The sequence below is a fragment of the Mucilaginibacter sp. OK268 genome (assembly GCF_900103125.1).
GTDB lineage: Bacteria > Bacteroidota > Bacteroidia > Sphingobacteriales > Sphingobacteriaceae > Mucilaginibacter.
In genome coordinates, this window is sequence record NZ_FNJV01000001.1 from 1,230,527 (window position 1) to 1,257,372 (window position 26,846).

Below are 26,846 nucleotides of genomic sequence, written 5' to 3' on the forward strand. Positions count from 1 at the left end.
GAAGGGGCGCAGCCTTAAAATAGGATGAGATTAGCCTGATGCCTGAACGAGTTACAATTTCTGATATTGCGCCGGTAAAAATCCGGTCACTTCCTTGAAGGTGCGTGTAAAATGGCTTTGATCAAAAAAGCCACATGCATAAGCAACACTGGTAAGCGAATTACCAGGGGATTTTATAAGCGAAAGCGATTTTTCAATTTTTAATTTACGCATGTATTCGCCCAATGTACAGGAAAAATACCTCGGAAAATATTTTGATATAGTTACAGGGTGAACACCTATAATAGTAGCCATATCGTGCAGCGTTATGGTTTCGTTCCAGTCGTCATGCAATAGTTCTTCTATTTTTTTAACCCAGGAAGGTAGTGCAGATGTATTAGCCAGTTTTTCGGAATGAGCTAACAAGTTAAATAACAACAAATGTATGGAAGGCGAGGAAAATTGATCGTCTGTAACTAGTTCTTTATAGATTTTCAGCATTAAAAATATAAAGTCTGGTTTTTTTGTCAGGACAGAAATGCTGTTTTCAGAAGTTAAATAACGTTCGTAGAAATGCTGTTCGATTTCGATATTAACATGCCTGGAATTATCCGCTACATTCATTACCTCGTGATATTCACCCGCATAATTAAATGTCAGTCTGCCGGGGAGTAACTCACTGGTGTCTTTCTTTTTTAATTTGCAGCCGCCATGAATAACAAAACTGATATTGGTATTATCATGACAATGTCGCTCTTTATTAAAGTTACTTTTTTGGTAACATGTAATGCTGGCAATGACGTCATCGTCACCTACCATTGTCATTATATCTCCGGTATACGTTCCTTTTCCTAATGCTTGCATTTAAATCTGAATAAATCAAAATATCAATTTTCTACTGCCACTTTACTATACTTATTTCTGTATTCAATTGGCGTAATTCCAGTAACCCTTTTGAATACATCCCTGAATGCTTTCATATCACTATAACCAACATCAAACATAACTTCCGATACATTTTTTCTTGAGCTTTCAAAACTGCGTTTGGCGGCTTCAATTCTTACCCTTTGTACATATTCAACAGGCGTATTATTGGTAGCCAGTTTAAATCTTCTTTCAAAGGTCCTTTGGCTAATGTCTACTTTATCTGCAAGGCCATTAATAGTTAATTTATCCTGATAGCTTTTTTCGATATAGTTTTGTGTTTGTAAAATCTCCTTATCATTGTGGGCTTTCTGTCCGGTGAAAATTGTAAAAGCACCCTGACTGTTCCGATCTATATCTATGGCAAAATATTTGGCGGCCAAAATAGCGGTATTTCGATCGGTGTATTTTTCTAATATATAAAGCAGCAAATTCCATATCGAATTTGCGCCGCCACTCGAATAAATTTTACCTTCATCAGTAATAACAGAACCCTCTACAATATTTATTTCCGGGAACATATCACGAAACTGATTATAATAAGCCCAATGAGTAGAGCATCGCTTACCATTTACCAGGCCGGTTTCTCCTAACAGGAAAGCCCCTATGCATAAACTTGCGACCTCGCTGCCATTTTGGTGCATTTTTTTTATCCAGGGAATTACTTTCTCATTTGCTTTTATCGCTGTATCAATTTCTCCATAAATGGCTGGTATTATGATCAGATCAGTTTCCTGAATGTCTTTTATTAGCCGGTCTATTTTTACGGAGTATTCGCCATCATTGGTAGCTATATAATTTTTTAAGCCTACATATTCCACATCAAATAAAGGTTTTTTATCAAATGCTTTTAAAAAATCATTGGCTGTTTTAAACAAACGGTAGGGCGGGGTTACGGCCTCAATGGCCGCATTTTCCGGCACATAAACAGACACTTTTTTCATTGGAATAATTATTCGTTAATAAGTTGTTTTTTTAATAGTACTCATAAGTGCTGCACAGTTTGGTTTTTTAATGGTAATGAAGCTATCATGAGCTGTATTTTTCATTCATGTTTGTGAACTGTAGCTCATGATGGTTTCATTGTTATATTTTCTTTTCCTAAAGATAAATATGTTTTGGCGGAATTTACCCTCTAAGTTGTCGTTTTTACACAGCCCCAGATCCTGAAGTAAATCCCAACTTTGTATTGTCAATAAGTTTCAAACTAAATTTAAATATCGACATGAAAAATTTATTCAAAACACCTAATCCTCTTAAATCAATACTACTAATGGCAATCATGATGTTTGCAGCATCTCAATCAAAGGGGCAACAAAGTAAACCTGCCGACAGTGGCTACGTACCTGTTAATGGAACTAAGGTTTATTACGAAGTGTATGGTGAGGGTAGGCCTATCGTTTTACTGCATGGTGCTTTTATGACCATTGAGGGGAACTGGGGGCAATTAATACCTGAATTGTCAAAAACAAGAAAAGTAATTGCCATTGAATTGCAGGGACATGGACACACGCCGTTTTCAGACAGAAAATTATCACATGCTATTTTAGCCAGTGATGTGGCAGGAGTAATGGATCACCTGAAGGTTGACAGTGCCGATGTGGTAGGATATAGTTTTGGCGGCTCTGTGGCTTACCAGTTTGCTATACAAAGCCCTAAACGGTTAAGAAAATTAGTGATCATCTCTTCTACTTATAAAAGTACTGGTTGGAGGCCCGAAATAGCTAACGCGTTTAAAGGTATGAAGCCTGAAATGTTTGCGAATAGCCCGATGAAAGCAGCATATGATGCGGTAGCACCCGACAAAACAAAATGGACAAAGTTCTTAGAACAAATGATCGCTTTTGCCGGAGAGCCATTCGACTTGGGTGACTCCAATATTGCGAAAATTTCTGCACCGGTATTGATCATCTCAGGCGACAATGATGGCCTGGATAAAGTGGAGTTGGCGAAAACGTATCAATTACTGGGAGGTGGTGTATCTGCTGATCTGGCACCGATGCCAAAATCGCATTTGGCCATTGTTCCTTCGCAGAGCCATGTTGGCCTAATGATGCAAACTAACACCATATTAGGTTATCTGAATGGCTTTTTAAAGTAAGTATAATCGTATCTGGGATTAAAAAGATGCTTCGATAAATACTTTCGAACCATTAAATAAAAAATGAACGACAAGGCAACAATTTCAATTAAACTACTATGAGAAAGATAATTGTTTTAACATTTATGACATTAGATGGAGTAATGCAAGCACCGGGCGGACCTGAGGAAGATCCATCAGACGGCTTTAAATATGGCGGTTGGTCTGCACCTTATGAGGACGAAGTTTCTGGCAAGGTGATGCAAAAACAGATGGAACCTACTGATATTCTTCTGGGCAGAAAAACATTTGATATTTTTGCCTCCTACTGGCCAGCGCATGCCGACTATTGGCCGGGCATCAATGATGTCACCAAATACGTCATATCCAACACCATGAAAGAGTCAGGTTGGGAAAACTCGGTGTTCCTTACAAGCGTGGCAGATATCGAAAAGCTCAAAAATTCAGAAGGGTCCGACATCAAAGTTTGGGGTAGCAGCGAGCTCGTTCAGTTACTGCTGAAGCATGATTTGGCGGACGAACTCTGGCTTAAAATATATCCGGTGCTTCTTGGTAAAGGGAAAAAGTTGTTTAACAACGAAGCGGTTCCGGCGGCATTTAAATTAACAGAGAGCCATGTTACACCAAGCGGCGTTATTTTTGCCAATTACGCACGAAGCGGAAATGTCCAAACAGGTACTATTGGCGCTTAAGAGCGTGCAATAATTTCATTCCCCCCGGAATCTACTGAAAGGACCCTGAGGATGCCCATAGAAAGTCTGTAACTCAGGGTCCTCCGCGAGAGACCCTGAGGGGACCTAAAAAGTGGGTTTACATGGTTTACACAATTTATGGTTGATATTCATATATTTAATTGATAATCAGATAAATATTCTTATAAGAAGTGTAAACCTAACACCGTAGTTGGGTTTACACTTTTCATTTGCCATCACAGAATCGTTTTGGTTAAGCTTGACGTTATATTTATGTTCTATTTACCACAAGTGGAACGTATGCGGTAGCGGCGGATTCACACGCGGCAAGCGTGCGCCAGCAAAAGGAAGAGATCAAAGCATTATCGCACGGCAGGAGTATTGCTATTGAACATGTCGCGGAACATTTTCCAGCCCCCGCTTGTCTTTTTCCAAAGAACGAGGTATTTCCCTTTACCCAAGGTATTATTGTTCGCCCCGAACATCTCATAGTTTCCTTGTTCGGTGACATATTCATCGGTAAGGCCATACAGGTCGAGGGTGTTAAATATGATGTTACGCACGCCTGAACGGTAGGCGAATTTAAAAAAAGCCAATTGACCTTGTTGACCGCAAATTGTCGGTGAATTAGCCGGGAGCAGGCAAGCATCAGCTGTATAGCTGTTTAAAAATAAAGAAGAATCCCCTTTTGCAAATGCTTGACCATAGTTGGTGTTAACGCTGGTCAAGGCAGCTTTAACCTTGCCGATATCGGCGTTTTGTGCAAGGGCTTGTTGGCCTCCTGAAAATAATAGGTAAAAAATGGTTAATGTGAGCAGCCAGCTTTTGTTTGTCATGATGTTTAAGATTTGTTTATAAAATAAAACGGTTTTCTGTGGGCTAATCATAAGTCGTTGATATAGAGTTCGTACCCGCTTATTGACTAAACCTATACAGAGATACAGTTAAAAAATTGTTTTCATTCAGAATAATCCATTAAAAAGCGATCCTATTTATTCTCTTTTAAACAGCAATGTGTCGATGGTTTTCCAACTCTGCCCATCCAGGCTCCGTTCGTAGCTCATTTGGAAATGGTTTTTGTCTATAAGCATGTATCGGAAGCGTTCGAAAGTTTGCTGCGGCTTGGTTTCGTCTTTGCGGGAGAGGATGATCAAATCCGGATTAGTGTTAATTCCAACGAATGTACGGTTGCCACGAAAGTTATCGAAAATGGTAGCTGAAAAACTGGGTTTTGACCGGTCAATACTCCACATAGACAGGGCCTTGTAGGTATTGGGAAGCCTGTCTTCGTGTGTATAGCTGAGCCAGCAACTGTCGAGCGATAAATGGAAGGTGGCTTTTGCCGCGATCTTTCGGCCGTTAGTGAATTCCCCTTCTCCTTGCCAGGAACCCTCGAGGAAACTGGCCATGGCTGGTACGGTAGTCGGAGTAATCGCGTTTTGGGCCTGTATATTTAATGTATTTATCATCAGAAGAATACTGATGATCCCCAATTTGATTTGCATCGCTTTGTTAATTATTATAAAACAAAGTTTTGATAATTTATGGAGGCGGTAAAATTAATTCAATGGTTAGCGGGTTATTTTCAACGGCTAACCAGAAGTGCATTCTGAGGAGACAAAAACAAAAAAGCCTGGCAATTATCAGGCTTTTTATGATCCGGAACACCAGTCATGCTCAATATTTAGCAGCGCCTATATCAAAAGCACTGACAGGAGGGCGTGGAGTACTAAAATAATCAAAACTTACACCATAAGCGGTAGTGTTTTGTCCCGCCCTAATAAGGGGAGATGACGATAATAAATGGAAATCGCCTCCATTATAATTTACATATTTTATATTATTTACATCGTTAGTTATATAATTATTTAAGGCTGTAAGTTTAACACTGCTGCTCTTTCTGATGATGGCAAGGCTTGCACCTCCCGATTGCACAATAACGTTATTGATAACGGTATTCATTGGTATAGTTTCTGAATTTAATTTGATACCGCCCAGTTTAGAAGAGATGATGGCATTATTAATAAACTGAAAGTAGAGGCCTGGCGTATATCTTGAATCGGCAAAAATGCCATAGCTCTTTGAATTTAAAATATAGTTATTAAACACCTGGTTGTTCCCGAGGCCAAGAACAATAATGCCGTTACCAGGTGCATTGGCGATCAGGTTATTATAACACCTGCCTCCGGTTCCTTCGCCTATTTGTATACCGTTATCCTGGTATGCCGAAAAAGGGTTCATTCCAGGGTTTATAACCATATTATTGTAGACCTCGCATCCTGAAACAGCGCAGCCAACCTGAATACCCTCAGAACCGGTAGAATCGACAAAGTTAGCGTATATTTTAGCGTTTACTACATCGTGAGGTAAAACCGTGCCGCATGAAAGTGATACCCCGTCTGCATAAAAAGAATTGCCTATATAAAATCCTTCACCACCCGTTTTATGAACATAATTATTGTGGATAATTACATTTTTCATGGTAAAATGACCACGCCATGTTGCTGCATTACAGGATGGGTCTGTTTTTGCCATAATACCAGCAAAACCGCTGTTACAAACTTCAACCCCGGCAATCTCAAAATCTGAGCTCAGATCATCCATTGTCATACCGATGTTTCCACCAATTATAGCCAACCCATTCTTAATTGACGAAGTCCCTTTGCCTATTACTTTAAAATAGCTACAGTTTTGTGTCTTAAAAGCGTATGAAGCAGTAACGGATGTAGAGATAATTGCTTTACCACCCTGATTAGTAATAGTAATAGGAGCTGCTGCTGTTCCTTTAAGATTTTTAAACAGCAAAGACCCCCTTGTTCCCGTGGGTATAAATATAGTAGCCCCCGCGGGTATATTAGTGCCATCAACCATCCATTCCGAAGGCTTAACAGTATAGGTAAAGGTAGAAACGGCCTCTGTTTGCAGATTTACAGATTCTGTATTCGAAGTTGCGCTTGCCGACTTTTCAATTTTGCTTTTGGTACACATCGCAAAGGATGATATAACCAGCGCACCGGCTATTATGCGGATCAGGTGATTTTTATTTTTCATGTATAAATTAGGGGAGGTCGAAAAAAAGTATTGGATTCAATGCGTTATCATATAGCAAGCTTCACGGGCCTGGTAAAGTAGCTTATTATACGAGGCTTTCGGTATATTGTTACTTGGCCCCGTAAAAATTAATTCATGTTTTTAACCTTTATAGACTTCCTTATAGATAATGGGGTTTACCTATTAATACAGCACGGGGTCTACAAAATACAAAAAAGCCTGCTGATCAACAATCAGCAGGCTTGATGGAGGATCGCATTGTTAGGATACTTTAGAAAACAGGATCCGATCAGCTGCTTTTTGCTTGTCCGTATAATCTTCTTTCCACCAGGGTAATTCCGCAGTGTTCAACGGAGGTTTTTTGAGAAACAAACGCCCTCCGGTTGATTTTTTCGCTTTTTGAACCGCATCGCGCCATTCGTAATGGTCAAACATCGAAACGGCTTCGATCATATAAGCAACCGCAACCCGCCGGTCTTCGATCAGCCAGAGATTCTCGCCATTATTACGATCAGCCGCGATAGAAAAATTATATGAACCCAGATAAACCTTAGCTGATGGCAGGTCAAAATCGATCACTACAAATTTGTGGTGCATCCGGATACCATTACCACCCGCAGTTTCCGGCAGGTAAGGTTGCGGCACATTATTAACCAGGGCCGACGGGAAGGCTATGGGCAGGTTCCCATCAGGGATTTTGACATCCAACCCACCAACACTTTTATCAGATATACCATAAACAAAGCTGCCGGGTGTTTGGGTGATCTTCTTGATCGCATCCTGGATCACTCCCTTAGTCTGGTATAAAAAAGCCAGCGAAAATAACAGGCTCGATCCCGTGCGGTTGATCGTATCGGCTATGCCCTGCAGGCAGCTATTGCTTTTACTATGCGGGGAAAAAGCGATGCTGGCCTTAACGCCGTTTAATTTCAGGTCTGTCCAACTGGCTGAACTTGTTTTGCCAAAGCCGGCCGGATCGTCAGGATGTGCGAATAGGTTGTCGAAATCCGTAAAAAACAGGCCTGCCTGGTCTTTGCCATAAACTACTGCCAGGTTATTGTTTTGCACGAAAAAACCTCGCCATGAAAAATTGGTCGACCCGCCAAAAGCTACCTGTATGTCGTTGCCTATAACTGCAATGGTTTTGTTATGCTGTAAGTTACCACATCGCTGGCGTTGTACATTTGCCCTGCCAGCAGAAATTACCAGCCGTTTTTCGGCAGCAGTTTCAGCAGACGTTGGTGACCCGTGATCGTTAGGCTTGAGGGGTGAACTCGCTGAATTGTCAATGATGATCTTCAGTCGTTTGCCGAGCTTTTCGAGTTTTCCGACCATTTCCGGCAAATTCAGGTCATAAGCTGTTACCCTGACTTGTGCCGTGGTGTCTTTAACGGCAGCATCCAGGATATCACTGATCGTTTTACGCGCTTCAAAACCCATCCACTCCAATGCTTCCGTCGCTAAAGCGTTCGGCGATACATAGGTCAGCGGATCGTCGTTATCACCCGGCAGGATATTTGCCGCCTGTCCATCCTTGTTAAACCGCTGGCTAAACGCCTGGGAAGCTACAAAACCCCGCGTGAACGCGATGTTCAGCACACCCGGATATGTTTCACCCTGGATGGCGATACCGGCTTCCTGGTATTCTCCGTAACTCAGCTTATCATCGGTATCCATATACACCGGTATCACCCGGTAAATATAATCCCCTTCAAGATTAGGGTGGTACGGAAAATGTATCCAGCGAAACTTCTGTATCGGTGACAAACGCGTTGACAGGACATTGGGGTTTACGTTTCCTTTATTGTCCAAAAAAGATAACCGGTTATTCAGCGGGAAAAATTTTGCGCCCTTGGGCTCTTTATATTCGATAGCAAAGCCTACGAAATTAGCCGGAGGTTCGCCGTCGCGCCAGTCCATACCCAGTAGGACCATGCCTTCTCCGCGGAATATTTTCAGGGTAAAAGGTGCAGACACATTGGTGCCATAAACTTCAAAAGGAGGTAAAGTTGCCATAAGTGTGAGGGTTTAGGTATTTAATGTTTTGATTGAATTAAATAATCAATATAAGTGGTTCCCTTCCGGGCGGAGTATCGATATCCGTTGAGTCGTTCGTTAGTTATGGAGCAGGAGATATTTGGCGATAAAGTAGAAAGCAGTGATTTGATCTGCGCTCGCCAGCGCCAGTCCGGTTGGTGCACAAGGCAACCGCGCGAATGGCAATAGGTGCTTTTTCATGATAAGGAGGTTTGTTCCTTAAAAATAAGATAATATTTCTGATAATAAGGTAGTTATGTGATTATTTTTTTACATCAACCAATTGTAATAAAAGAGCCTGCTGATCATAAATCAGCAGGCTCTTTTGTTTGCTATATACCCTCTTAAATCAAGGCCCGGCGTTTTAAGGTAAGCACCGCAATCTCGGGCCAGATACCTATACGGCCTTTTAAGCCAAGAAAGCCAAAACCCCGGTTTACATAAAGGTAAAGGCCGCTTTTTTGATAAAGACCAGCCCATTGTTTATAAACATACTTGATAGGGCTCCATTTAAAGCCGAACAGTTCAAAACCGAATTGTGCACCATGTGTATGCCCCGAAAGGGTGAGGTGGATGGGTTGGTGGTGACCAAGCGTTATCGCATCCCAGTGCGAGGGATCATGTGACATCAGGATCTTGAAGGCCTTGTCTGGTACACTGGCGGTTGCCTTTTTAAGGTCGCCGTATTTATGAAAACCGCCTTTGCCCCAGTTTTCAACGCCGATGAGCGCAATGGCCTGATTGTCTTTTTGAATAGGGGTAGCTTCATTCAGCAGCAATTTGAAGCCGATTTCCTGGTGCACCTGTTTCAGGCGGCTGAGGTTTGCCTGTTGATCGGCCTCATTTTCCCACCGCATATAATCACCATAATCGTGATTGCCCAATACCGAGTATTTGCCATAAGGCGCTTCCAAACCGGCAAATGCCGGTATCCAGGGATCCATTTCGGTTGCCTGGTTATTAACCAGGTCACCGGTAAACAATATCATATCACTTTGCTGCGCGTTAACCAGGTCGAGCCCTTTCTGCACGCCTTTCGCATCACTGAAACTGCCGGAATGAATGTCGGATAACTGCGTGATTGTAAAACCATCAAACCGCTCGGGAAGATCATCAAAAAAGAGCGTTTCCCGGCGTACTTTATAATAGTGCCGCCCGCGCGTAATGCCAAACAGTAACAGCCCGAAAAATATGGCCGCTACTACTAACACTAACTCACTTACGGCATAACTGCGCGGCGGAAAACCACGAAACAAGCGGGTGAAATCTTCCAATACCAATATGATGGAGCTCACCAGTTTGGGTATAAAAGATAACAGCATCAGGGCCATTAGCCAGGATACGAGTTTGGTATTGCGCGTAAAAGCGCTGAATATAATGGTGCCGGCCAGTAAAGCGTCAAACAACCAATAGGCCAGGTATACGGATGTATTGACAGTAAGCGTTGCCAAAGCCGAAAAAAAGTAAATGTCAATAAGGAGCCATAAAAGGATAAGGGCGGAAATTCGTGTCTTCATATATCGCTATGACGAGTATGCCTTCAAAAGATTTTAAAGGCATGAACATGATGGCAATTGGATGACAAAAGGGCCTTATATGTAACAAAAATGTTATGCTAGAAACTATAGCGATCAAGTAACGATATTGACTTAACCGCTGTCTTATAGTTATGAAATTACTGTACCTATCTTTTTTAACCTTATTCGCACTATTTCTATTCAATTTTGCTGATGCTCAAACGAAAGACGGTAAAATTTCTGGAGCGGTTTTAGATGATGCTAAGAAACCACTCGACGGGGCTACTGTAATTTTACTTACCGTAAAAGACTCGGTAGTTTTAGGTACCAAACTGGCCAATCCGGATGGTAGCTTCGCCTTTCAAAACTTAAAGGATAATACCTACATAATCAAGGTAACTTATATAGGTTACAAGAATTACAAAAGCGATCCTGTGCTGGTTAGCGGGCAAAAGTCGGTTAATCTACCACCCTTTATTTTATCTTCAATAGGCAAAAAACTGGCTGAAGTAAACGTAACCGCCCAAAAATCATACGTACAACAAAAAATTGACCGCACAGTAGTTAATGTTGGGGCGCTGATATCCAATACAGGCGCTAATGCTTTGGAGGTATTGGCAAAGACCCCTGGTGTGCAGATAGATGCCGATGGTAATATTACCTTTAAAGGGAAAAGCGGCGTAATGGTGATGATCGACGATAAACCCACCTATCTTTCGGCCGCGAACCTGGCAACTTATCTACGTTCGCTGCCTTCTTCAGCATTGGATCAGATAGAGTTAATGGATAACCCACCAGCCAAGTATGATGCCGCAGGAAATGCGGGTGTGATCAACATCAAAACTAAAAAAAATACCACCCGTGGATTTAATGCAGTAGTATCCGCAAATTTTGCCCAGGGCTTTTATGGCCGTATGGATGAAAGCATCAACTTTAATTACCGGATAGATAAGGTTAACTTTTTTGCCAACGTTGCTTACAATAAGCAGAAAACTTTCAGAAGGCTCGAAATAGACCGCAATTATTTGGATGCGAGCGGTGATATTGCTTCTTCGTTAAAGGACATTTCCTATTTCAGGCCATCCAGTAACAATACCAATATTAAAGCAGGCTTAGATTATTTTATATCGCCAAAAACAACCTGGGGAGTTGTATTTACCGGCAACATATCCCGCGATCATGACAGCAGCCCGGTATATAGCTTATTATATGATAAAAGCGGCGCATTGGACTCAACCATTAACACGCTCAATACATCCAAAAATAAGTTTGACAGCAAAGGCATCAACCTGAACTATACCCATAAATTTGATAGCATAGGAAGAACCCTCACGTTCGACCTGGATTATATTCACGATATAGCAGGCAGCAACCAGCTGTTTGTAAATAATACTTTTTTGCCTGATGGTACTTTAACAAATACACAAACTATAAGTGATAATTTACCTTCCACTATCAATATTTACTCTGCAAAAGTCGATTATACCCATCCGCTTAAAGGTAAGGCGAAACTGGAGGCAGGCGTTAAGAGCAGCTATGTGAATACAGATAATGCAGCCAATTACTTTAATGTGATCGACGGTGTAAACACCATCGACTATAATAATACCAACCAGTTTTTATATAAAGAGAATATAAACGCTGCGTATGTTAATTTCAATAAAACCTTCGGGCGGTTTTCGATACAAACGGGTTTGCGCTTAGAAAACACCAATGGCGACGGCCATCAGCTGGGAAACGCGCAAAAAGCCGATTCATCATTTGTTAAACATTACACCAATCTGTTCCCAACGGCTTATTTTTCCTATAACCTGGATACCGCCGGTCATAATGTATTGGTGGCTTCTTACGGCCGCCGGATCGGGCGGCCGAGTTATGGAAGTTTAAATCCCTTTACCTTTTTTGTAGATAAGTTTACTTATTTCTCCGGAAATCCCTTCCTGAAACCACAGTTTACCGATAATTATAAACTGGCCTATAGTTTCAGGAGTTTATTTACCGTGGCCATTGCTTATAATCTTACAACCGATGTTCAAAATGAAACTATTCATAAAGATGGTAATGTGTTTGTAAGTACTACCGGCAACATAGGGCAACAAAAAACATGGGATTTTTCGGTCAACAGCAATCTTCAGCCGGCTAAATGGTGGTCGGTTAATCTGTATGCCGAGGTGTATAAAAATACTTATCAGGGCGCATTTTATACAGGCTACCTGAATCAGTCGCAATATACTTTTAGTGCCAATGGAAATAATCAATTCACTTTATCAAAAACCTGGAGCGCTGAATTAAGCGGTTGGTATAATACCGGCGGTACTTATGGCCAGTTTGTTTCGATACCCACCGGTATGCTTAATGCCGCTGTTCAGAAAAAAATATTGAATAACAAGGCGTCCATCAAGTTCAATGTACGCGATGTATTGAAATCATTTAGTCCAAGCGGTACCATTACTAATATTGCAAATGCTACTGCAACCTATCACAACTTTGTAGATACGCAGGTGGCAACCCTTTCATTTACCTATAGTTTTGGTAAATCAATCACCATGCCGCATAAACGTGATACCGGCGGTGCCAGCAGTGAACAGGACAGGGCACATTGACATATTAATTATGATTCTGCTCTTGCTTCCTGGCCTTCTTTCTATAAAAGCCATTAACTGTCATTATTAAGGGAAAGTAAAATAATCGCAAATAATTGCGAAGTTTGTGGGGATGACGGAATTGAACGAATACGAGTGTGAAATGCTGGATGCGATGCTGGAGGCTTTTGGGATACCGGACAGCTTAACACGCGTGCAATTGCTCAAACTTTTTGACGGGGACGAGGCCACCGCTTTTGCCATGGTACAAATATTAACATGGGAGGGGCTGATCAAGGAATCGGGTAATCATGGCGATTATGAACTGCCGGAGAAATTGATACTGAAGCCAAAAGGCGAGAAATTCCTTAAAGACGGCGGTTTTAGCCGGCGTTACCAGCTGGAGCAGCAAAAGCCAGTGGAGGTTGGTGGCACGCTGGTTAAATTACAACAGCAAAATATGCGCTTACAAACCGAAAAACTGGCTAACCAGGGTGAGATTTCCCGACTAGAAAAACGGATCAATGGCTACCGCACCCGTCAATATATTTGGTGGGCGCTGATAGTTGTTGCCTTAATCCTGGGTTACTGGCTTGGCCATAAGTAAAAGCGTTCGCCCAGGAAAAAATATCTTTATTCAGCAGGCTCAACACCCTTTTCGGTATTGTCGTCATCTTCTCTTTCCACTGTGATGGTACATTCTGTTACCAGGGCAGCCAGTGTACCAATAGCCGCAAACACCGGTGCCAGTATAACACCCAGCAGACCCACGCTTAATGGAAAGCTCATCAGTTCCTTACCAGTTTTATCACTTATCGTAATGCGGCTCACGTTACCTTCATGAACCAATTCTTTTATTTTTCCCAGTAACGATTCGCCACTGATGGAAAATGATTCTTTTTTACCCATTTGCTGAAATTTATAATTTAGTTATTGGATGATGATCAATGGGGTTTGTTACAGAACCGGGCCTGAACAAATTTTAACTTGATTAGATCGATTTTGGCAAGCCCCGCACCATTGTGTTTTAGATTACTATTTTTGCTTATGCTTTTTGATGTACACTTATACTCCGGAACAGTCCTTATTAGCGAAAAATCAAATACAAAATATCAAATAGGGGACAAACATGCATTTTTGCTTTATGTGAGAGCAGACCTAAATGCTGAATATAACCAAGGCAACGCAGAGGAAATTATTTTCGACTTGGGTTTTGAAGAAATTGAATTTTCAAGAGCCGGAAAAGTAAGCCCTGAAAAAGCAGCTGTTAGCCACAATAAAATATACTATGATAATGCTGTTAAGTCTGGCGCATCATTCGTTTTGTATTCTGACCCAATTTAAATCTCGCGATATTAATATTCGAGATTAGCACTATAAAAAAGCAATATGCTATTATCGGATATTACAAGCATCTGGGGAAGAGGATTACCCAATAAGCTTATTCCACTTTTACAAACGTCACATTTCTGGCCCGGTTAACAGATATTTTAAACCCTTTAATTTTATCATTGGCATCCCTTGTGAAATAGATATCAGCACCGCCGTCGGCACTTTTGAAGCCATCATAATAGGTAGGGTTAATGGCTTGATCGTTTACCGGGTCGATATGAAGGGTGAGTTTGCCGTTTTGGATAACTACCGTATACTTACTTTCTGTCTCTGTAGAATAATATACACCGGTATAGGCTTTAAGATAATCCTCGCCATTGCCTGCAGCTTTTACTGCCGCATAAACGGTGGTATCCTTTGTTTTTGTGATGTGAATAAAGCCTTTATTATTGAATATTATTTGCTCTCCGTTAACACTGAAAGAATTTCGTCCTATAGGTCGAAGTTTAAAACGTGCAGTACACAGCGTATCATTTTTTAGCATCAATTGCAGGCCGGCGCCGTTTTTCTGGTTTTGATACCAGCCTGTAAATGCTCTTAACTGATCGGGTGATAGCGGATAGGTTTTATTCTGTTGAGTTGGTTGAGACAGAGGTTTTTCTTTATCCGGAACAAACAGATCCTCCACCTGGCGGACCAGACTAAAGTCGGCATTGGAAGCATTGCTTAAAAAAGCGATAGACAGCTTTAGCTGCGGATAACACAACAGGAGCGACCGGTAGCCTGCTGTAGCCCCATCGTGGTTAATATAATCCCAGCCACGGCGTTTCTGTATAAATAACCCCATCCCATAAGCGTTTTCCGCACCACTGTTCAGGTGATCAACCGCTATTTGCTGTGGTAGCAGGGAAGGGCTGCCTAATTTGCCGCCCCAGTAATATTCGTTCCATTTCAATAAGTCTTCGGCGGTAGTAAGCAGACCGCCATTGCCATAGGCATATTCATTGGGCATATCGGTTTCATAGCCTGTATCTGTTGTGTGATAAGCTATAGCCCGATTTAAAACGATACGTTTAAAATTGTCGCGCCATTGGGTATGTGTCATCCCCGCGAGTTCAAAAATGTATTTACGGGTAAATTCAGCCAGCTCCATGCCTGTGATGCGTTTAACGATCAGGGCCTGCAGGTTAAAGTTTGAATTGCTGTAAATAAATTCATCGCCGGGTTTATTGTTCAGCGCTTTTTGGTGCGATACAATATACAGCACATCATCATTGTTATAAGTTTTGGTTGATCGTGGCCAGCCTGCAATGTCCATAACTGAACCCCAGTCGCGCAGTCCGCTGGTATGATGAAGCAGGTTGCTTATCCTGATCACCGAACCATAATCAGGTATCTCGGGCAGGTATTTGCGAATATCATCATTAAGCGAAATTTTACCTTGCTGCGCCAACAGCAAAATGGCCGCGGCTGTAAATTGTTTGGATACCGACCCTGCTTCAGTTACTGATGATGTGGTTAAAGGTACCCGGTGTTCCAGATCGGCCATGCCCCATGATTTGGAGTAAATAAGCACCCCGTTCCGGGAAATAGCCAGTTCACAGCCGGGGTTTTGCGGTTGGTAAGCGCTGAATAGTTTATCTATCTGTGCCAGGGTATCCTGCAAAGTTTGTGCATGTGCAAAGGAGGAAATTAATAAGAAGGTAATAAAGGCAAGTGGTTTTTTTATGCAAAATGTTGAGTGGTTCATTTTGTATTCAATTTTTTATAAGTGACGCTAATTTGTTTTACTTCGTTACAGTTGATATCAAATTTATCCTGATCAATTTATTGTATTAACTCCGAAAACCGTAACCAGGAAAAGTTATGTTTGCAAGGGTTAATAAATGCCTAATAAATGGGTAAATTCCTGCTTTAATTCACGGTCGCAGAAAACTACCTTTGCGCCCGATTTTTAGCTTATTTAATAAATGTTTATTATGAACCCCCTACAAAAATTAACATTTTTATTAACTGGTTTACTGTTTTTAAGTGCCGGTTTAGTCTTTGGACAGAAAAAAAATAGCACACACGCCCATAAATTAGCCCTGGTCGACTCCGCCCAATGGCGCAAAGATAACTACATCGTAAATCGGGATTCTGCCTTTGCTAATCCTTATTTTGCCTTGCAAAAGTTAACAGGCGGTAATCGCCGGTTCACCGAAAGCCGGAGTATTTATCCAAGACAAAACCCTGCATTGATCAAAAAACTGGCTTCGGGACAAGCTCCTTTTGCCACCATTGTTGGCTGCTCCGATTCAAGGGTTTCTGCCGAAATTTTGTTTGATCAGGGCTTTGGCGATCTTTTTATCGTTCGTACCGCCGGGCAGGTTATGGCCGAAGCATCTTATGGTACATTGGAATATGGTTTCCTCGCGCTAAAAACAAAATTGATCGTGGTGTTGGGCCACACCAATTGTGGTGCGGTAGATGCGGCTATCAAACGCCCTGAAAACCCGCCGGGTCATATTGTAAGTTTGATCAATGCTATCAAACCTGCGGCTATTGCGGCAAAAAAAATGCCGGGTAATGTACTTGATAATGCCATACGGCTCAACGTTATTAACCAGGTAAACCATTTACGCCAGCTGGAACCTGTACTAAGTAAAAACTATGAAGAGGGTAAACTACTTATTGTAGGTGCTGTTTATGATCTGGGAACAGGTAAAGTAACCTTTCTAAAAGAAACACTGGAACATCTGCCGGCAACCGCCTTTGCCAGGCACGATATTACTGGTAAATAGCTTGCTTTTATTAGCTATTGAAGTGGCCTTTTTTTGAATTATCGGGTAGAAACAGGTAATGCTTTTAATACTGATATGGGTTGAAAGTTATTATCCCCGCAGGCATCCTGAAAAAGGCCCTGCGGGGGATTAGAATAGCTATAATAATTTGGCCTTAACGGCGCCGCTACCAAAGCGATAGCTAAGGGTAACTTCGTGCGTAGGGATGTTAAAACCACCCAGGTTATCAGAGTTTGTACCAAACTGATAACTATAACCTAAGTGGAACCGGCTTACATTGAATGATATAATTCCGGCGACCTCGCCATTTATGCGGTAGCTTGCGCCAAGCCCAAGGGTTTCTTTTAGATAAAATATACTGGAGAAATCTGTAATGAGCGGCACCCCCCGGGCATATGAAAATAAGATGGATGGTTTAACTTTTATATCTTCTGCTATATCTCTGATAAAGGCTCCTGTAAAGTAATAGTGATTTATAAAATTGTTGTTGTTTTGTACTGATGCCGTACCTAAACTGGTGATAGTCAATTCCGGTGCGGATATACCCAAGTAATACCAATCTGTATAATACATGACCGCAAAGCCCAGATTGGGTTTGGTTTGCCTTACATCATTGGCAAATGTTGGATCGGCAGCATCTAAAGTGGAGTAATTGGCCCTGTAGTTTCTTATACCTGCATTTAAGGATACCCCTAAAAAATCCTTTTGCCCCAATTGGATTGATTTGGCAAAATAGGCGTTTACTTCTGTTTGCCGTTCTATAGCAAACTGATCGTTAAGAACGATGAGGCCAGCAGCCGCACTCATTGATTCGATAGGTATGTTACCGTTAAACTGGAAGGTGGTGGGCGCCCCGTCTACACCAACCCATTGTTTGCGCCCCATCATATTCACCGAGGCCGCTTTATCCAGCAAGGAATAAGCGGAGTTAAGCGGGGTGAGGTTATCCATGTATTGCGTATAGCTGAAAGCCTGGCTTTGCGCATGTACTTTTGTTACCAGTGATAAAAACAGTACAAACAGTATAGCTCCTGTATTTTTATGAATGATATATCTTGATTTCATTTCTTTTAATTACTAAAGGTTCATCTATTGATATTTTAATACGAAGAAGCCTGTTTTATGCTTTTTCTCCCCATTTACTACAAAGTCTACTTTATAAAAATAGGTGCCGGCCTGTTGTAAAGCACCTGTAACATTTGAATGCCCGTCAAACACATGGTTACTGTTATCATAGTTATAAGCCTGGAATACTAATACGCCATTGCGGTTAATTAAAGTAACCTCGTTGCCCGGATAGTTTTTGATGCCTTCTATATAAAGGAAATCGTTTATCCCGTCGCCATTGGGCGATACGGCCTGGTGAACAAGTATTTGATCTCCCGCGGCATCGTTTACTATCACCGTTCGTTTCACGCTTGTAGCAGCAAAATAATTGCTGTTACCGCTTTGGGTAGCCGTAATGGTGGTTGTTCCGATATGGATGGCGCTTAACGTTGATCCGCTTATACTGGCAATACCAGGATCGGCAGCCGTAAAAGTGACCGGCAAGCCCGAGCTTGCGGTTACTCCGCTCAGATCAAATGTCGATCCTTTATTTTGAGCCGGAATCGCTGCAAAGTCAATGGTTTGATGGGCTTTGTTAACCACCAGGGCCTGGCTTGCCAATGGGGTATTGCTATAGTTGGCATTGGTCGCTACGGTTGCGGTAATGGTTGCCGCACCGGCACCGGCTATGTGTACTTCGCCATTCACTATAGTTGCAACCGCCACATTATCGCTACTATAGATAATAGCTTCTCCCGAACTTGCAACTGCCCCGGGGGTAAAATCGGCATCGCCATAAGTTTTTGTTGCCAGCGGATTAAATGTTAACGTACGGGTGGCCGGTGTAATGGTCAGCGTGCCGTTTATATAATTAAAACCATAATTACCTGATACTGCCCCAGCCGGAGTTATTGGATAAGTATCTACCGGCGATGCCGCTGTTGCCAGCGTGGTAGCTGTTGCTTTGGTGGTTAAACTGGCTGGTGTATCGCCATTTATAAAGCCGCTGTAAGTTATGGTAAACAGCGGGTTAGCATCTTTATAAATCCTGGTGGCATTACCGGCTGTTACGGTTAGTATAGCAGAGTTAATGGTCAACTTACCATTAACATAAGTAATGGTGTAATTAGCAGCGACGGCCCCGGCCGGCGTAATAGTATAAAACCCGGCTGCCGATGAGGCTGTAGCTAAGGTTGTGGCTGTTGCCGGGGTAGTTAAACTGGCTTTGGTATCGCCATTCACAAAGCCGCTGTAAGTAATGGTTAATGCAGGGTTTGCCTGTCCGTAGGTTTTACTTTGGTTATCGGCAGTTATACTTAACAAAACTTTGCCTATAGTTAAATTGGCACCAACATAAGTAAGGGTATAATTACTGTTCAAAGCTAATGTACCTTGATTAATGGCATAAACACCCACACCCTGGCCGGCAATTCTTGTCAGCGCCCCGGCAAAGACATCCCCGTTAGCCAGACTTCCTGATGTAACGCTATAGGTTAGCGCCGGATCGGCAGCGCCATAAGTTTTGCTTTGGGCGTTGGCGGTTACCGTTATCGCTTTTGCTGTTATAATCAGGTTTGCCCCGATATAGGTAAGCGCATAATTGCTGTTAAGGGCTAGCGTGCCTTTGGTGATGGGATAATTGCCAATGCTTTCGCCCGGACTTCTCGTTAATGCTCCTGTAAAGGCGTCTGTGCCCACCAATGCTCCGCTGGTAATGTTGTAGGTCAACGCTGGGTCGGCATCGCCATAGCCCTTGCTTTGTGCTTTAGCGGTTACGGTAATGGCTTTTGTGGTGATAGTAAGGTTTGCCCCGGTATAGGTAAGCGTATAATTATTGCCGAGGGCCAGTGTTCCTTTGGTTATAGGATAAGAACCTGTGCTTTCTCCCGCAGTTCTGGTTAGGGCCCCGGTAAAAGCATCGGTACCTACCAATGCTCCTGTAGTGATATTATAGGTTAATGCAGGATCAGCATCGCCATAGCTCTTGCTTTGGGCGTTGGCGGTTACGGCAATGGCTGCTTTACCCACGGTAAGTTGCTTGCTTACATTTGCGGCCGCGGTATAAGCCGCGTTACCTGCCTGTGATGCAGTGATGTTGGCTGTACCTGCACCTACAATATGAATTTTTCCGCTTACGATGGTTGCTACCGAAGTGTTGTCACTGCTGTAGGTGATCGGTATAGTATTGTTGGTACTGGTAGCTCCCGGTGCAAAATCAGCATCACCATAAGTTTTCGGAGGCAAAGCTGCGAAAGTGATGGTTTGAGTGGTTTGACCGATGCTCAAATTAGCACCCACATAAGTAAACGCATAGTTACTGTTAAGTACCAGCGTGTTTTGTAAAATGGGATAAGAACCCACGCTTTCACCCGCAGTTCTGCTTAATGCTCCGGTGAATACATCGGTACCAACCAATGCACCGCTGGTTACCTGATAGGTCAATGCCGGATCAGGAGCGCCGAAAGCCTTGCTCTTGCTGTCGGCTGTAACAGTGATAGCTACCTTGCCAACAGTCAATGGCTTGGTTACACTCACAGCCGCGGTATAGTCTGCATTGCCTGCTTGTGATGCAGTGATATTGGCCGTACCGGCACCTACGATATGGATCTTACCGCTTACGATAGTGGCAACCGCAGTATTATCGCTACTGTAAGTAACCGGTATAGTGTTGTTATTGCTGGTAACTCCCGGTGCAAAATCAGGGTCACCATATGTCTTTAACGGAAGGGCCGCGAAGGTGATGGTTTGTGGAACCTGCCCAATGGCCAGGTTTGCACCCACATAAGTTAATGCGTAATTGCCGTTAAGTGCCAGTGTGTTTTGTAAGATGGGGTAAGAACCAACACTTTCGCCCGCAGTTCTGCTTAATGTTCCGGTGAATGCATCAGTACCCACTAATGCTCCTGTAGTGATACCATAGGTCAGTACAGGATCCAAAGCACCAAATGTTTTGCTCTTGGCATCCGCAGTAACGGTTATGGCTACTTTACCTACAGTCAATGGTTTGGTTACATTCACGGCAGCGGTATAGTTTGTATTCCCTGCCTGCGACGCGGTAATGTTGGCTGTACCTGCGCCTACAATATGGATCTTGCCGCTTACTATAGTGGCAACTGCAGTATTATCACTGCTGTAAGTAACCGGTATGGTGTTGTTGGTGCTTGTAGCTCCCGGCGCAAAATCAGCATCGCCATAGGTTTTCAGAGGCAAAGCTGCGAAGGTGATGGTTTGTGAGACCTGCCCAATGGCCAGGTTTGCACCCACATAAGTTAAAGTATAGTTGCTATTAAGTGCAAGGGTATTTTGCAGGATAGGATAGGAGCCAACACTTTCGCCGGGAGTTCTGCTTAATGTTCCCGAGAAAGTATCGGTACCAACCAATGCTCCAATAGTGATCTGATAGGTCAGTGCCGGGTCAGGAGCGCCGAAAGCTTTGCTCTTGCTGTCGGCGGTAACGGTTATGAGTGCCTTACCAACAGTCAATGGCTTGGTTACACTCACCGCAGCGGTATAATTTGCATCGCCTGCTTGTGCTGCGGTGATGTTGGCTGTACCTGCACCAACAATATGGATCTTTCCGCTTACGATGGTGGCTACCGCGGTATTATCACTGCTGTACGTGATCGGGATGGAATTGTTAGTGCTGGTGGCTCCCGGTGCAAAATCGGCATCACCATAAGTTTTCGGAGGCAAGGCTGCGAAGGTGATGGTTTGTGGCACCTGCCCAATAGCCAAATTTGCACCAACATAAGTTAAGGTGTAGTTACTGGTATTAAGTGCCAGCGTATTTTGCAAAATAGGATATGACCCTACACTTTCGCCCGGAGTCCTGCTTAATGCTCCAGTAAAGGCATCGGTACCAACCAATGCTCCAATGGTTACCTGATAGGTCAACGCCGGATCCGGAGCGCCGAAAGCCTTGTTTTTGCTGTCGGCGGTAACGGTGATAACTATCTTACCTACAGTCAATGGTTTGGTTACACTCACCGCAGCAGTATAGTTTGCATTCCCTGTTTGTGAAGCTGTAATATTGGCCATACCTGCTCCAACAATGTGGATATTACCGGCTACAATAGTGGCTACAGCGGTATTATCGCTGCTGTAGGTAATAGGTATCGTATTATTTGTACTGTTAGCTCCGGGCGCGAAATCGGCATCGCCATATGTTTTTAATGGTAGCGCGGCGAACGTAATGGTTTGTGCTGCTTTGTTCCTGGTTACCGTTATGGTATAGGTAGATGTGGTAATACCATCCTGGGCGATTACAACGGTACTAATGATGTTTGCTCCCACAGCCAGGTTTACATTTGCTGCCGACCCCGATGATACTGTTGATCCATTAACCGTTATTGTAGCATGGCTTTCACTTGCTACAGGTGTTACCGATAAGGCGCTGACCGCATTATTTACAGTAACTGCATAGGAAGTTTGGCCTGTTGAAAATACAGGTACTAATGTTCCTGGGTTGATGGGCAGGTTTGATAAGCTGGAATTGCTGGAAGCAAGGGTGGTAAAGGATTGTATAGTACCAGGTGTAGTACCCAGGCTGTTGGTAGCCTTAACCTGGTAATAGTAGGTGGTTAATGGGGTAAGCCCGGTTAATGAATACGAAGCATTACCGCTTGCACCCGCGGCAAGGCTGCCATTGGTTGTGGCAGCTACGGTAGTGGCCCCGGTTAAGGTAGGGCTTAAGCCATAATTAAACACGACGGATGTTGCAGCCCCGTTTGAATTTACAAAGCCACTGATGATAGCCCCGTTTGCTGTAATAGCAGCAGGTGGGGTTAAAGTAGTAGCCGTTGGTGCTGATGCCGGTGCTGTTGAATTAAAGCTCAAGATAACTCCTTTATTGGTTCCGGCACTGTTGGTTGCAACAAGCTGGTAGTAATAGGTTGTAGAGGGGATTAAGCCGGTTAATGTTAAAGAAGCATTGGTTAACCCTCCTCCGGCACTTATGGTGCCACCTGTAGTTGCTTGCAATGTCGTCGTAGTTCCGGAAAGATCAGCGGTTGTACCATAAGTGAAACTCACGGTTGTTGCGCTTCCATTATCATTTGCAGAACCCTTAACAGTTTCGCTTGTGGTGGAAACAAAAGTAGACGAAGTGGTGGTTGCTGTCGGAACCTGGATAATCGTATAGGTTTGCCCGCTGGTAAACCCTGTAGTTGTCAAATTACCTGCCTGGTCGCTTATACCGGTTGGCGGCACTTTCAGATCAAGCTTTAATGTACCCACTCCGGATACATTATTAACGGTTACATCTAATCCGTTTGCTCCTGCCGCGGCAGTTTGAAATATAGTACCCGCGGCGGTTCCTGTTGAAACTAAGCTGAACGCGCCTGTATTACCGCCCGAAATTGGCTCTGAAAAAGTAACACGGTACACTAATGTAGTTGCATTAGTGGGCGAGGTGGCCGGGGTATGTAAATTAATGGCGGTTACTGTAGGCGCTGTTTTGTCAAATACAACAATTTTATTGGTAGTGGATTGGGTATAAGCTGCTCCGTTATTACCGGTAAGATCTGTGAAAAGCAGGTTGAATGGTATAGTGCCTTCCACGTCGCCGGCCGTCATGGTGTAAGCAGCCGACCAGGTAATATGGTCGTTTGAGGCATTTGTAGCAGTTACAGTATGGCCAGCTATAGTTACAGTTGGTGTTTGAACAGCTTCGCTGGTGCTGAAGTTCAGTGTTACGATGTTACCAACTTTAGCTTCTGCAGTGTTGGTGTTGTTGGAAGTAAAGGTTAAATTACTGGTAGTAGGCAAGGTTTTGTCAAATGTGATCAGGTCGCCGGCAGATACATCTGTATAAGGCTGACCATTGATAGCCGGATTACCTGCCAGATCGCTAAACGAAAGGGCAAAAGTTATTCTGCCTTCCGTATCTCCACTGGTCATGGTATAACCTGCCGAATAGTTATTGCCACCCTGGTTTACAGCGGTTACGCTATGCCCGGCAATAAGAACGGTTGGTGTTTGTATAGCTTCGCTGGTGCTAAAAAGCAGTGTTACTATATCGCCTACTTTAGCTAATGCTGTGTTGGCATTGTTCGAGGCGTAAATAAGGCTGGTTGCAGTAGGCGGGGTTTTATCAATGGTATATACCTGCCCGGTAAAAGGTAAAGCTGTACTGATCCCCGGTGTTATACCTGCACTATTAGCCAAATTTAAACCGATGGTGCCATTACCCGTTCCTGTATTTGCAGTTACCGTATAGGTTGCTCCGGAACCGGTTAACGAAGTAATGCTTGCCCCGGCAATACCCGTGGTTGTAAGTGAAAAATTACTGATGGTAAGCCCCGTGATACTCGCCCCGAAGGTTACCGTGTAAGTAACCGTAGCCGTATTGGTAGGACTTGTTGATGTGCGATTTATAGAAGTTACCGCAGCATTTAACACGTTAACCGTACTGGATACGGTAGGTACGTTTACGCTGGTGGCCCCGGCACTGCTCAAAACAACATTGCCCGAGTAGCTCCCTACTGCTGTCGTAGCTGCAAGCCTTACATATACCGGGGTTGAAGTTATATTGCCTGCCGCGCCAAGAGTAACAGTTCCGGTAAACGTGGTATTATTGGTACTTACTTCAAAACCGGTGGGAGGGGTAACTAATATCCCCGCCGTTAAATTGGAACCTGAAACATTAAACGTGGTTGATGACGACGGGGTTCCGAAAGTGGTGGTTAAAGCAGTTAAAGTACCGGTAGCTATGATGTTGCTAATAGGTGTATCAACATCTGTGGCGGTGTTATTTCCTGCATTTTGTTCGGTCACACCGGCAGGGGCGGTTACTGTGGCTGTGCTGGTATAATTACCTATCTGGGTTGATGGTATCGGGGCGACGATAGTATAAGTCACCGTTGCGCCCGATGGAATATTATTGTTTACGTTGATACTAACAGTGCCGCTTGCAGTTCCTGTGGCCCCGCCTGTAAAAGCGGCAGTCCAGGTACTTCCAGTTGGGAGCGGGTTGGCTACAGTTGCTCCTATAACATCACTAGGCCCGTTGTTGGTTACTACCACAGTATAATTATGTGTGGTACCAGATATATAGGTCGCCTGGCCATCGGTATTCGTGATGCTCAGATCGGCTAAACTGTTTTGTGTATCAACATCATTGGCCTGGTCATTTGCCGGGTTTACATCGTTTACCCCGGCGGGGGCTGTTACCGTAGTTATATTGGTAAACGGTCCTGTCTGGTTGCTTGGTATGGGGACGATAGCGGTATAGGTAGCTACACCATTAAAGGGAAGATTGACCAGCTCGTTAATACTGCCGTTGCCGCTCGCTGTTCCCGTTGCACCGCCTGTAAATGCCGCGGTCCAGGTACTGCCCGCTGGGAGGGTAGTAGCTACCGTTTCGCCTGTTACAGTATTAGGGCCATAATTGGTTACCGTTATGACGTAGGTATTGGTGGTGCCTGGTGTGTAAGTTGTTGTATTATCTGTACTGACAACATTGATGTCGGCCAGTGTTAATGTGTTAAAGTTGGCCGGGTTATTTGTAGCTGCTGTGGCCAGATAACTCGTGCCTGCCCCAGTTCCACTGTATTCTACCGTCATTACACGATAGGTATTCCCGGCGCTGAGGTTGGTAATGTTCACAGTTGCACCTGTGCCGTTATAAACGCAGTACCATCCGCTTGCACCGATCTGTGCACCTGAGCTATAAGCCGCGTTAGCAGCATAGGTTGTGCCATCTACAGGAGCCGGACTGCCTGTTGATGAGTTGGATACAAACACTGCACGCGAAGCGCCGTTACCGTTGGTCCAGCTGGCTGTAGCGCCAAAACCACTGATATTTGAAAAAACTAAATTGGAAGCTTGTACAGTAGGAGGGCCTACCAGGTGTATGATGGCGCCCCCGTTAGTACCATCATCGCCATCGGCAACAAAAATATTACTTGCGTCAAATATGACTATACCCCAGGGATAATAAATACCATTGGAATGTAAAGGCCCATAAACCGAGGTGCCGGTTCCTGTGCCATTGGTGTATTTAACCAGCTGATAACCAGCGCCCGCGTTTTCGCTGCTGTAAAGATTACCGGAGGCATCTACAGCCAGTGCGGTGGCGTATTTGCTGGATGATACGGTTGAAACGGAATAAGCTGATGCAGCTGTTAATTTATATACATGTCCGCCATCGGTGATGGAAGGATCATTACTGAAAGCGTCTGCCACATAAATATCTCCGTTTGGAGCAATTGCCAATCCTGTTGGATAAGCATATCCTGGTGCCGATTTTAAATTATCATATAATCGGGTACCCGCTGAACCTGCCGGGCTGCCGGCATTATATTTAACAACGGCATAAGTACCGTGCCCTGCATCATATTCGGCTGTATACAGGTTATTACTGGCGTCAACGGCCAATGCCGAATAGTAATTACCGCTTTGAAAAGTGGAAGGTGTATATACGCCACCACTAATGGTAAGCTTAACAATGACCCCTGCATTGGAGGTGAAATCGGTAGATACATATACATCACCGGTGCTGGTTACCGCCAAGCCCCAGGGATAATCCCCTAACTCGTGGGTAAGTCCGCTGTAAATGCTAACCGGGGTACCCGTACTATTAGTGTATTTTACAACTTCATAAGTGGCTCCTCCGGTACCCGCCTTTACGCGGGTAACATATAGGTTATTGTTGTTGTCTTTTGCTAAAGCCGTATACAGGCCCCCTGTTTCCAGGTTAGTACCTGTAAGACTTGCAAAAGCAGGGAATGTGTTCCCCAAAAAAAAGAAAATTACAGCAACGGTGTAAAGGCCTTTTTTAAATAATTTCTTCATAAGCTTGA

Annotated in this window: 18 protein-coding genes; 6 read left to right on the forward strand and 12 right to left on the reverse strand. The window is 43.6% G+C overall.

The annotated features are described in order from the left end of the window. Positions 1 to 51 precede the first annotated feature (51 nt). Both BLR84_RS05025 and BLR84_RS05030 read right to left on the reverse strand, forming a co-directional pair. Positions 52 to 843 carry a helix-turn-helix domain-containing protein gene (locus tag BLR84_RS05025; protein WP_090465185.1) on the reverse strand — a complete coding sequence of 264 codons (792 nt, stop codon included), beginning with the start codon at positions 841 to 843 and terminating at the stop codon, positions 52 to 54. 23 nt (positions 844 to 866) lie between these two features. After that, positions 867 to 1,847 carry a GlxA family transcriptional regulator gene (locus BLR84_RS05030; protein WP_090465188.1) on the reverse strand — a complete coding sequence of 327 codons (981 nt, stop codon included), beginning with the start codon at positions 1,845 to 1,847 and terminating at the stop codon, positions 867 to 869. 281 nt (positions 1,848 to 2,128) lie between these two features. Here BLR84_RS05030 and BLR84_RS05035 point away from each other — a divergent pair, with 281 nt between their 5' ends. Further along, positions 2,129 to 3,004: an alpha/beta fold hydrolase gene (locus BLR84_RS05035; RefSeq protein WP_090465190.1), complete on the forward strand. Its 876-nt coding sequence runs from the start codon at positions 2,129 to 2,131 to the stop codon at positions 3,002 to 3,004. Positions 3,005 to 3,102: 98 nt separating this feature from the next. Next, on the forward strand, positions 3,103 to 3,696 hold the full coding sequence (locus BLR84_RS05040; protein ID WP_090465192.1) for a dihydrofolate reductase family protein: 594 nt from the start codon (positions 3,103 to 3,105) through the stop codon (positions 3,694 to 3,696). 362 nt (positions 3,697 to 4,058) lie between these two features. Here the strand turns inward: BLR84_RS05040 and BLR84_RS05045 are convergent, their stop codons facing one another. The 6 genes from BLR84_RS05045 to BLR84_RS05065 form a co-directional block, all read right to left on the reverse strand. After that, complete coding sequence (locus BLR84_RS05045) at positions 4,059 to 4,532, reverse strand: YybH family protein (protein ID WP_176851952.1); 474 nt, start codon at positions 4,530 to 4,532, stop codon at positions 4,059 to 4,061. A 156-nt stretch (positions 4,533 to 4,688) separates the two neighbouring features. Continuing rightward, a complete protein-coding gene (locus BLR84_RS05050; RefSeq protein ID WP_143013829.1) occupies positions 4,689 to 5,165 on the reverse strand; it encodes a hypothetical protein in 477 nt (158 codons plus the stop codon). Positions 5,166 to 5,373: 208 nt separating this feature from the next. Next, entirely contained in the window at positions 5,374 to 6,747 is a 1,374-nt protein-coding gene (locus BLR84_RS05055; protein ID WP_090465201.1) for a right-handed parallel beta-helix repeat-containing protein, read from the reverse strand. Positions 6,748 to 7,008: 261 nt separating this feature from the next. Then, positions 7,009 to 8,763, reverse strand: a complete 1,755-nt coding sequence (locus BLR84_RS05060; protein ID WP_090465204.1) for a phospholipase D-like domain-containing protein — start codon at positions 8,761 to 8,763, stop codon at positions 7,009 to 7,011. A gap of 99 nt (positions 8,764 to 8,862) precedes the next feature. After that, a complete protein-coding gene (locus BLR84_RS30345) occupies positions 8,863 to 8,985 on the reverse strand; it encodes a hypothetical protein (RefSeq protein WP_255366859.1) in 123 nt (40 codons plus the stop codon). 143 nt (positions 8,986 to 9,128) lie between these two features. Further along, a complete protein-coding gene (locus BLR84_RS05065) occupies positions 9,129 to 10,301 on the reverse strand; it encodes a metallophosphoesterase (protein WP_090465207.1) in 1,173 nt (390 codons plus the stop codon). Positions 10,302 to 10,453: 152 nt separating this feature from the next. Here BLR84_RS05065 and BLR84_RS05070 point away from each other — a divergent pair, with 152 nt between their 5' ends. Both BLR84_RS05070 and BLR84_RS05075 read left to right on the forward strand, forming a co-directional pair. After that, the gene (locus tag BLR84_RS05070) at positions 10,454 to 12,904 is read left to right on the forward strand and encodes a TonB-dependent receptor (RefSeq protein ID WP_090465210.1); all 2,451 of its coding nucleotides are present in this window, start codon (positions 10,454 to 10,456) and stop codon (positions 12,902 to 12,904) included. A 112-nt stretch (positions 12,905 to 13,016) separates the two neighbouring features. Further along, positions 13,017 to 13,490, forward strand: a complete 474-nt coding sequence (locus BLR84_RS05075) for a hypothetical protein (protein ID WP_143013830.1) — start codon at positions 13,017 to 13,019, stop codon at positions 13,488 to 13,490. Positions 13,491 to 13,516: 26 nt separating this feature from the next. Here BLR84_RS05075 and BLR84_RS05080 read toward each other — a convergent pair whose 3' ends face one another. Further along, entirely contained in the window at positions 13,517 to 13,792 is a 276-nt protein-coding gene (locus tag BLR84_RS05080; RefSeq protein ID WP_090465216.1) for a DUF4342 domain-containing protein, read from the reverse strand. Positions 13,793 to 13,930: 138 nt separating this feature from the next. On the opposite strand from BLR84_RS05080, the gene BLR84_RS05085 reads away from it, so the two are divergent. Next, positions 13,931 to 14,227, forward strand: a complete 297-nt coding sequence (locus BLR84_RS05085) for a hypothetical protein (RefSeq protein ID WP_090465219.1) — start codon at positions 13,931 to 13,933, stop codon at positions 14,225 to 14,227. A 97-nt stretch (positions 14,228 to 14,324) separates the two neighbouring features. On the opposite strand, the gene BLR84_RS05090 is transcribed toward BLR84_RS05085, so the two are convergent. Then, positions 14,325 to 15,965 carry a serine hydrolase domain-containing protein gene (locus BLR84_RS05090; protein WP_090465222.1) on the reverse strand — a complete coding sequence of 547 codons (1,641 nt, stop codon included), beginning with the start codon at positions 15,963 to 15,965 and terminating at the stop codon, positions 14,325 to 14,327. 229 nt (positions 15,966 to 16,194) lie between these two features. On the opposite strand from BLR84_RS05090, the gene BLR84_RS05095 reads away from it, so the two are divergent. Next, on the forward strand, positions 16,195 to 16,998 hold the full coding sequence (locus BLR84_RS05095) for a carbonic anhydrase (RefSeq protein WP_090465849.1): 804 nt from the start codon (positions 16,195 to 16,197) through the stop codon (positions 16,996 to 16,998). A 138-nt stretch (positions 16,999 to 17,136) separates the two neighbouring features. Here BLR84_RS05095 and BLR84_RS05100 read toward each other — a convergent pair whose 3' ends face one another. Together BLR84_RS05100 and BLR84_RS05105 are read right to left on the reverse strand one after the other, a co-directional pair. Next, positions 17,137 to 18,063 carry a PorP/SprF family type IX secretion system membrane protein gene (locus tag BLR84_RS05100; protein ID WP_090465225.1) on the reverse strand — a complete coding sequence of 309 codons (927 nt, stop codon included), beginning with the start codon at positions 18,061 to 18,063 and terminating at the stop codon, positions 17,137 to 17,139. Positions 18,064 to 18,087: 24 nt separating this feature from the next. Beyond that, entirely contained in the window at positions 18,088 to 26,838 is an 8,751-nt protein-coding gene (locus BLR84_RS05105) for an MBG domain-containing protein (RefSeq protein ID WP_090465228.1), read from the reverse strand. Positions 26,839 to 26,846: the final 8 nt, after the last annotated feature.

Coding starts and splice junctions, on each gene's coding strand:
- BLR84_RS05050 (WP_143013829.1), bottom strand. CDS start 5,165: ATGATAAATACATTAAATATACAGGCCCAAAACGCGATTACTCCGACT.
- BLR84_RS05055 (WP_090465201.1), bottom strand. CDS start 6,747: ATGAAAAATAAAAATCACCTGATCCGCATAATAGCCGGTGCGCTGGTT.
- BLR84_RS05070 (WP_090465210.1), top strand. CDS start 10,454: ATGAAATTACTGTACCTATCTTTTTTAACCTTATTCGCACTATTTCTA.
- BLR84_RS05040 (WP_090465192.1), top strand. CDS start 3,103: ATGAGAAAGATAATTGTTTTAACATTTATGACATTAGATGGAGTAATG.
- BLR84_RS05065 (WP_090465207.1), bottom strand. CDS start 10,301: ATGAAGACACGAATTTCCGCCCTTATCCTTTTATGGCTCCTTATTGAC.
- BLR84_RS05080 (WP_090465216.1), bottom strand. CDS start 13,792: ATGGGTAAAAAAGAATCATTTTCCATCAGTGGCGAATCGTTACTGGGA.
- BLR84_RS05100 (WP_090465225.1), bottom strand. CDS start 18,063: ATGAAATCAAGATATATCATTCATAAAAATACAGGAGCTATACTGTTT.
- BLR84_RS05075 (WP_143013830.1), top strand. CDS start 13,017: ATGACGGAATTGAACGAATACGAGTGTGAAATGCTGGATGCGATGCTG.
- BLR84_RS05105 (WP_090465228.1), bottom strand. CDS start 26,838: ATGAAGAAATTATTTAAAAAAGGCCTTTACACCGTTGCTGTAATTTTC.
- BLR84_RS30345 (WP_255366859.1), bottom strand. CDS start 8,985: ATGAAAAAGCACCTATTGCCATTCGCGCGGTTGCCTTGTGCACCAACC.
- BLR84_RS05025 (WP_090465185.1), bottom strand. CDS start 843: ATGCAAGCATTAGGAAAAGGAACGTATACCGGAGATATAATGACAATG.
- BLR84_RS05090 (WP_090465222.1), bottom strand. CDS start 15,965: ATGAACCACTCAACATTTTGCATAAAAAAACCACTTGCCTTTATTACC.
- BLR84_RS05085 (WP_090465219.1), top strand. CDS start 13,931: ATGCTTTTTGATGTACACTTATACTCCGGAACAGTCCTTATTAGCGAA.
- BLR84_RS05045 (WP_176851952.1), bottom strand. CDS start 4,532: ATGACAAACAAAAGCTGGCTGCTCACATTAACCATTTTTTACCTATTA.
- BLR84_RS05060 (WP_090465204.1), bottom strand. CDS start 8,763: ATGGCAACTTTACCTCCTTTTGAAGTTTATGGCACCAATGTGTCTGCA.
- BLR84_RS05030 (WP_090465188.1), bottom strand. CDS start 1,847: ATGAAAAAAGTGTCTGTTTATGTGCCGGAAAATGCGGCCATTGAGGCC.
- BLR84_RS05035 (WP_090465190.1), top strand. CDS start 2,129: ATGAAAAATTTATTCAAAACACCTAATCCTCTTAAATCAATACTACTA.
- BLR84_RS05095 (WP_090465849.1), top strand. CDS start 16,195: ATGAACCCCCTACAAAAATTAACATTTTTATTAACTGGTTTACTGTTT.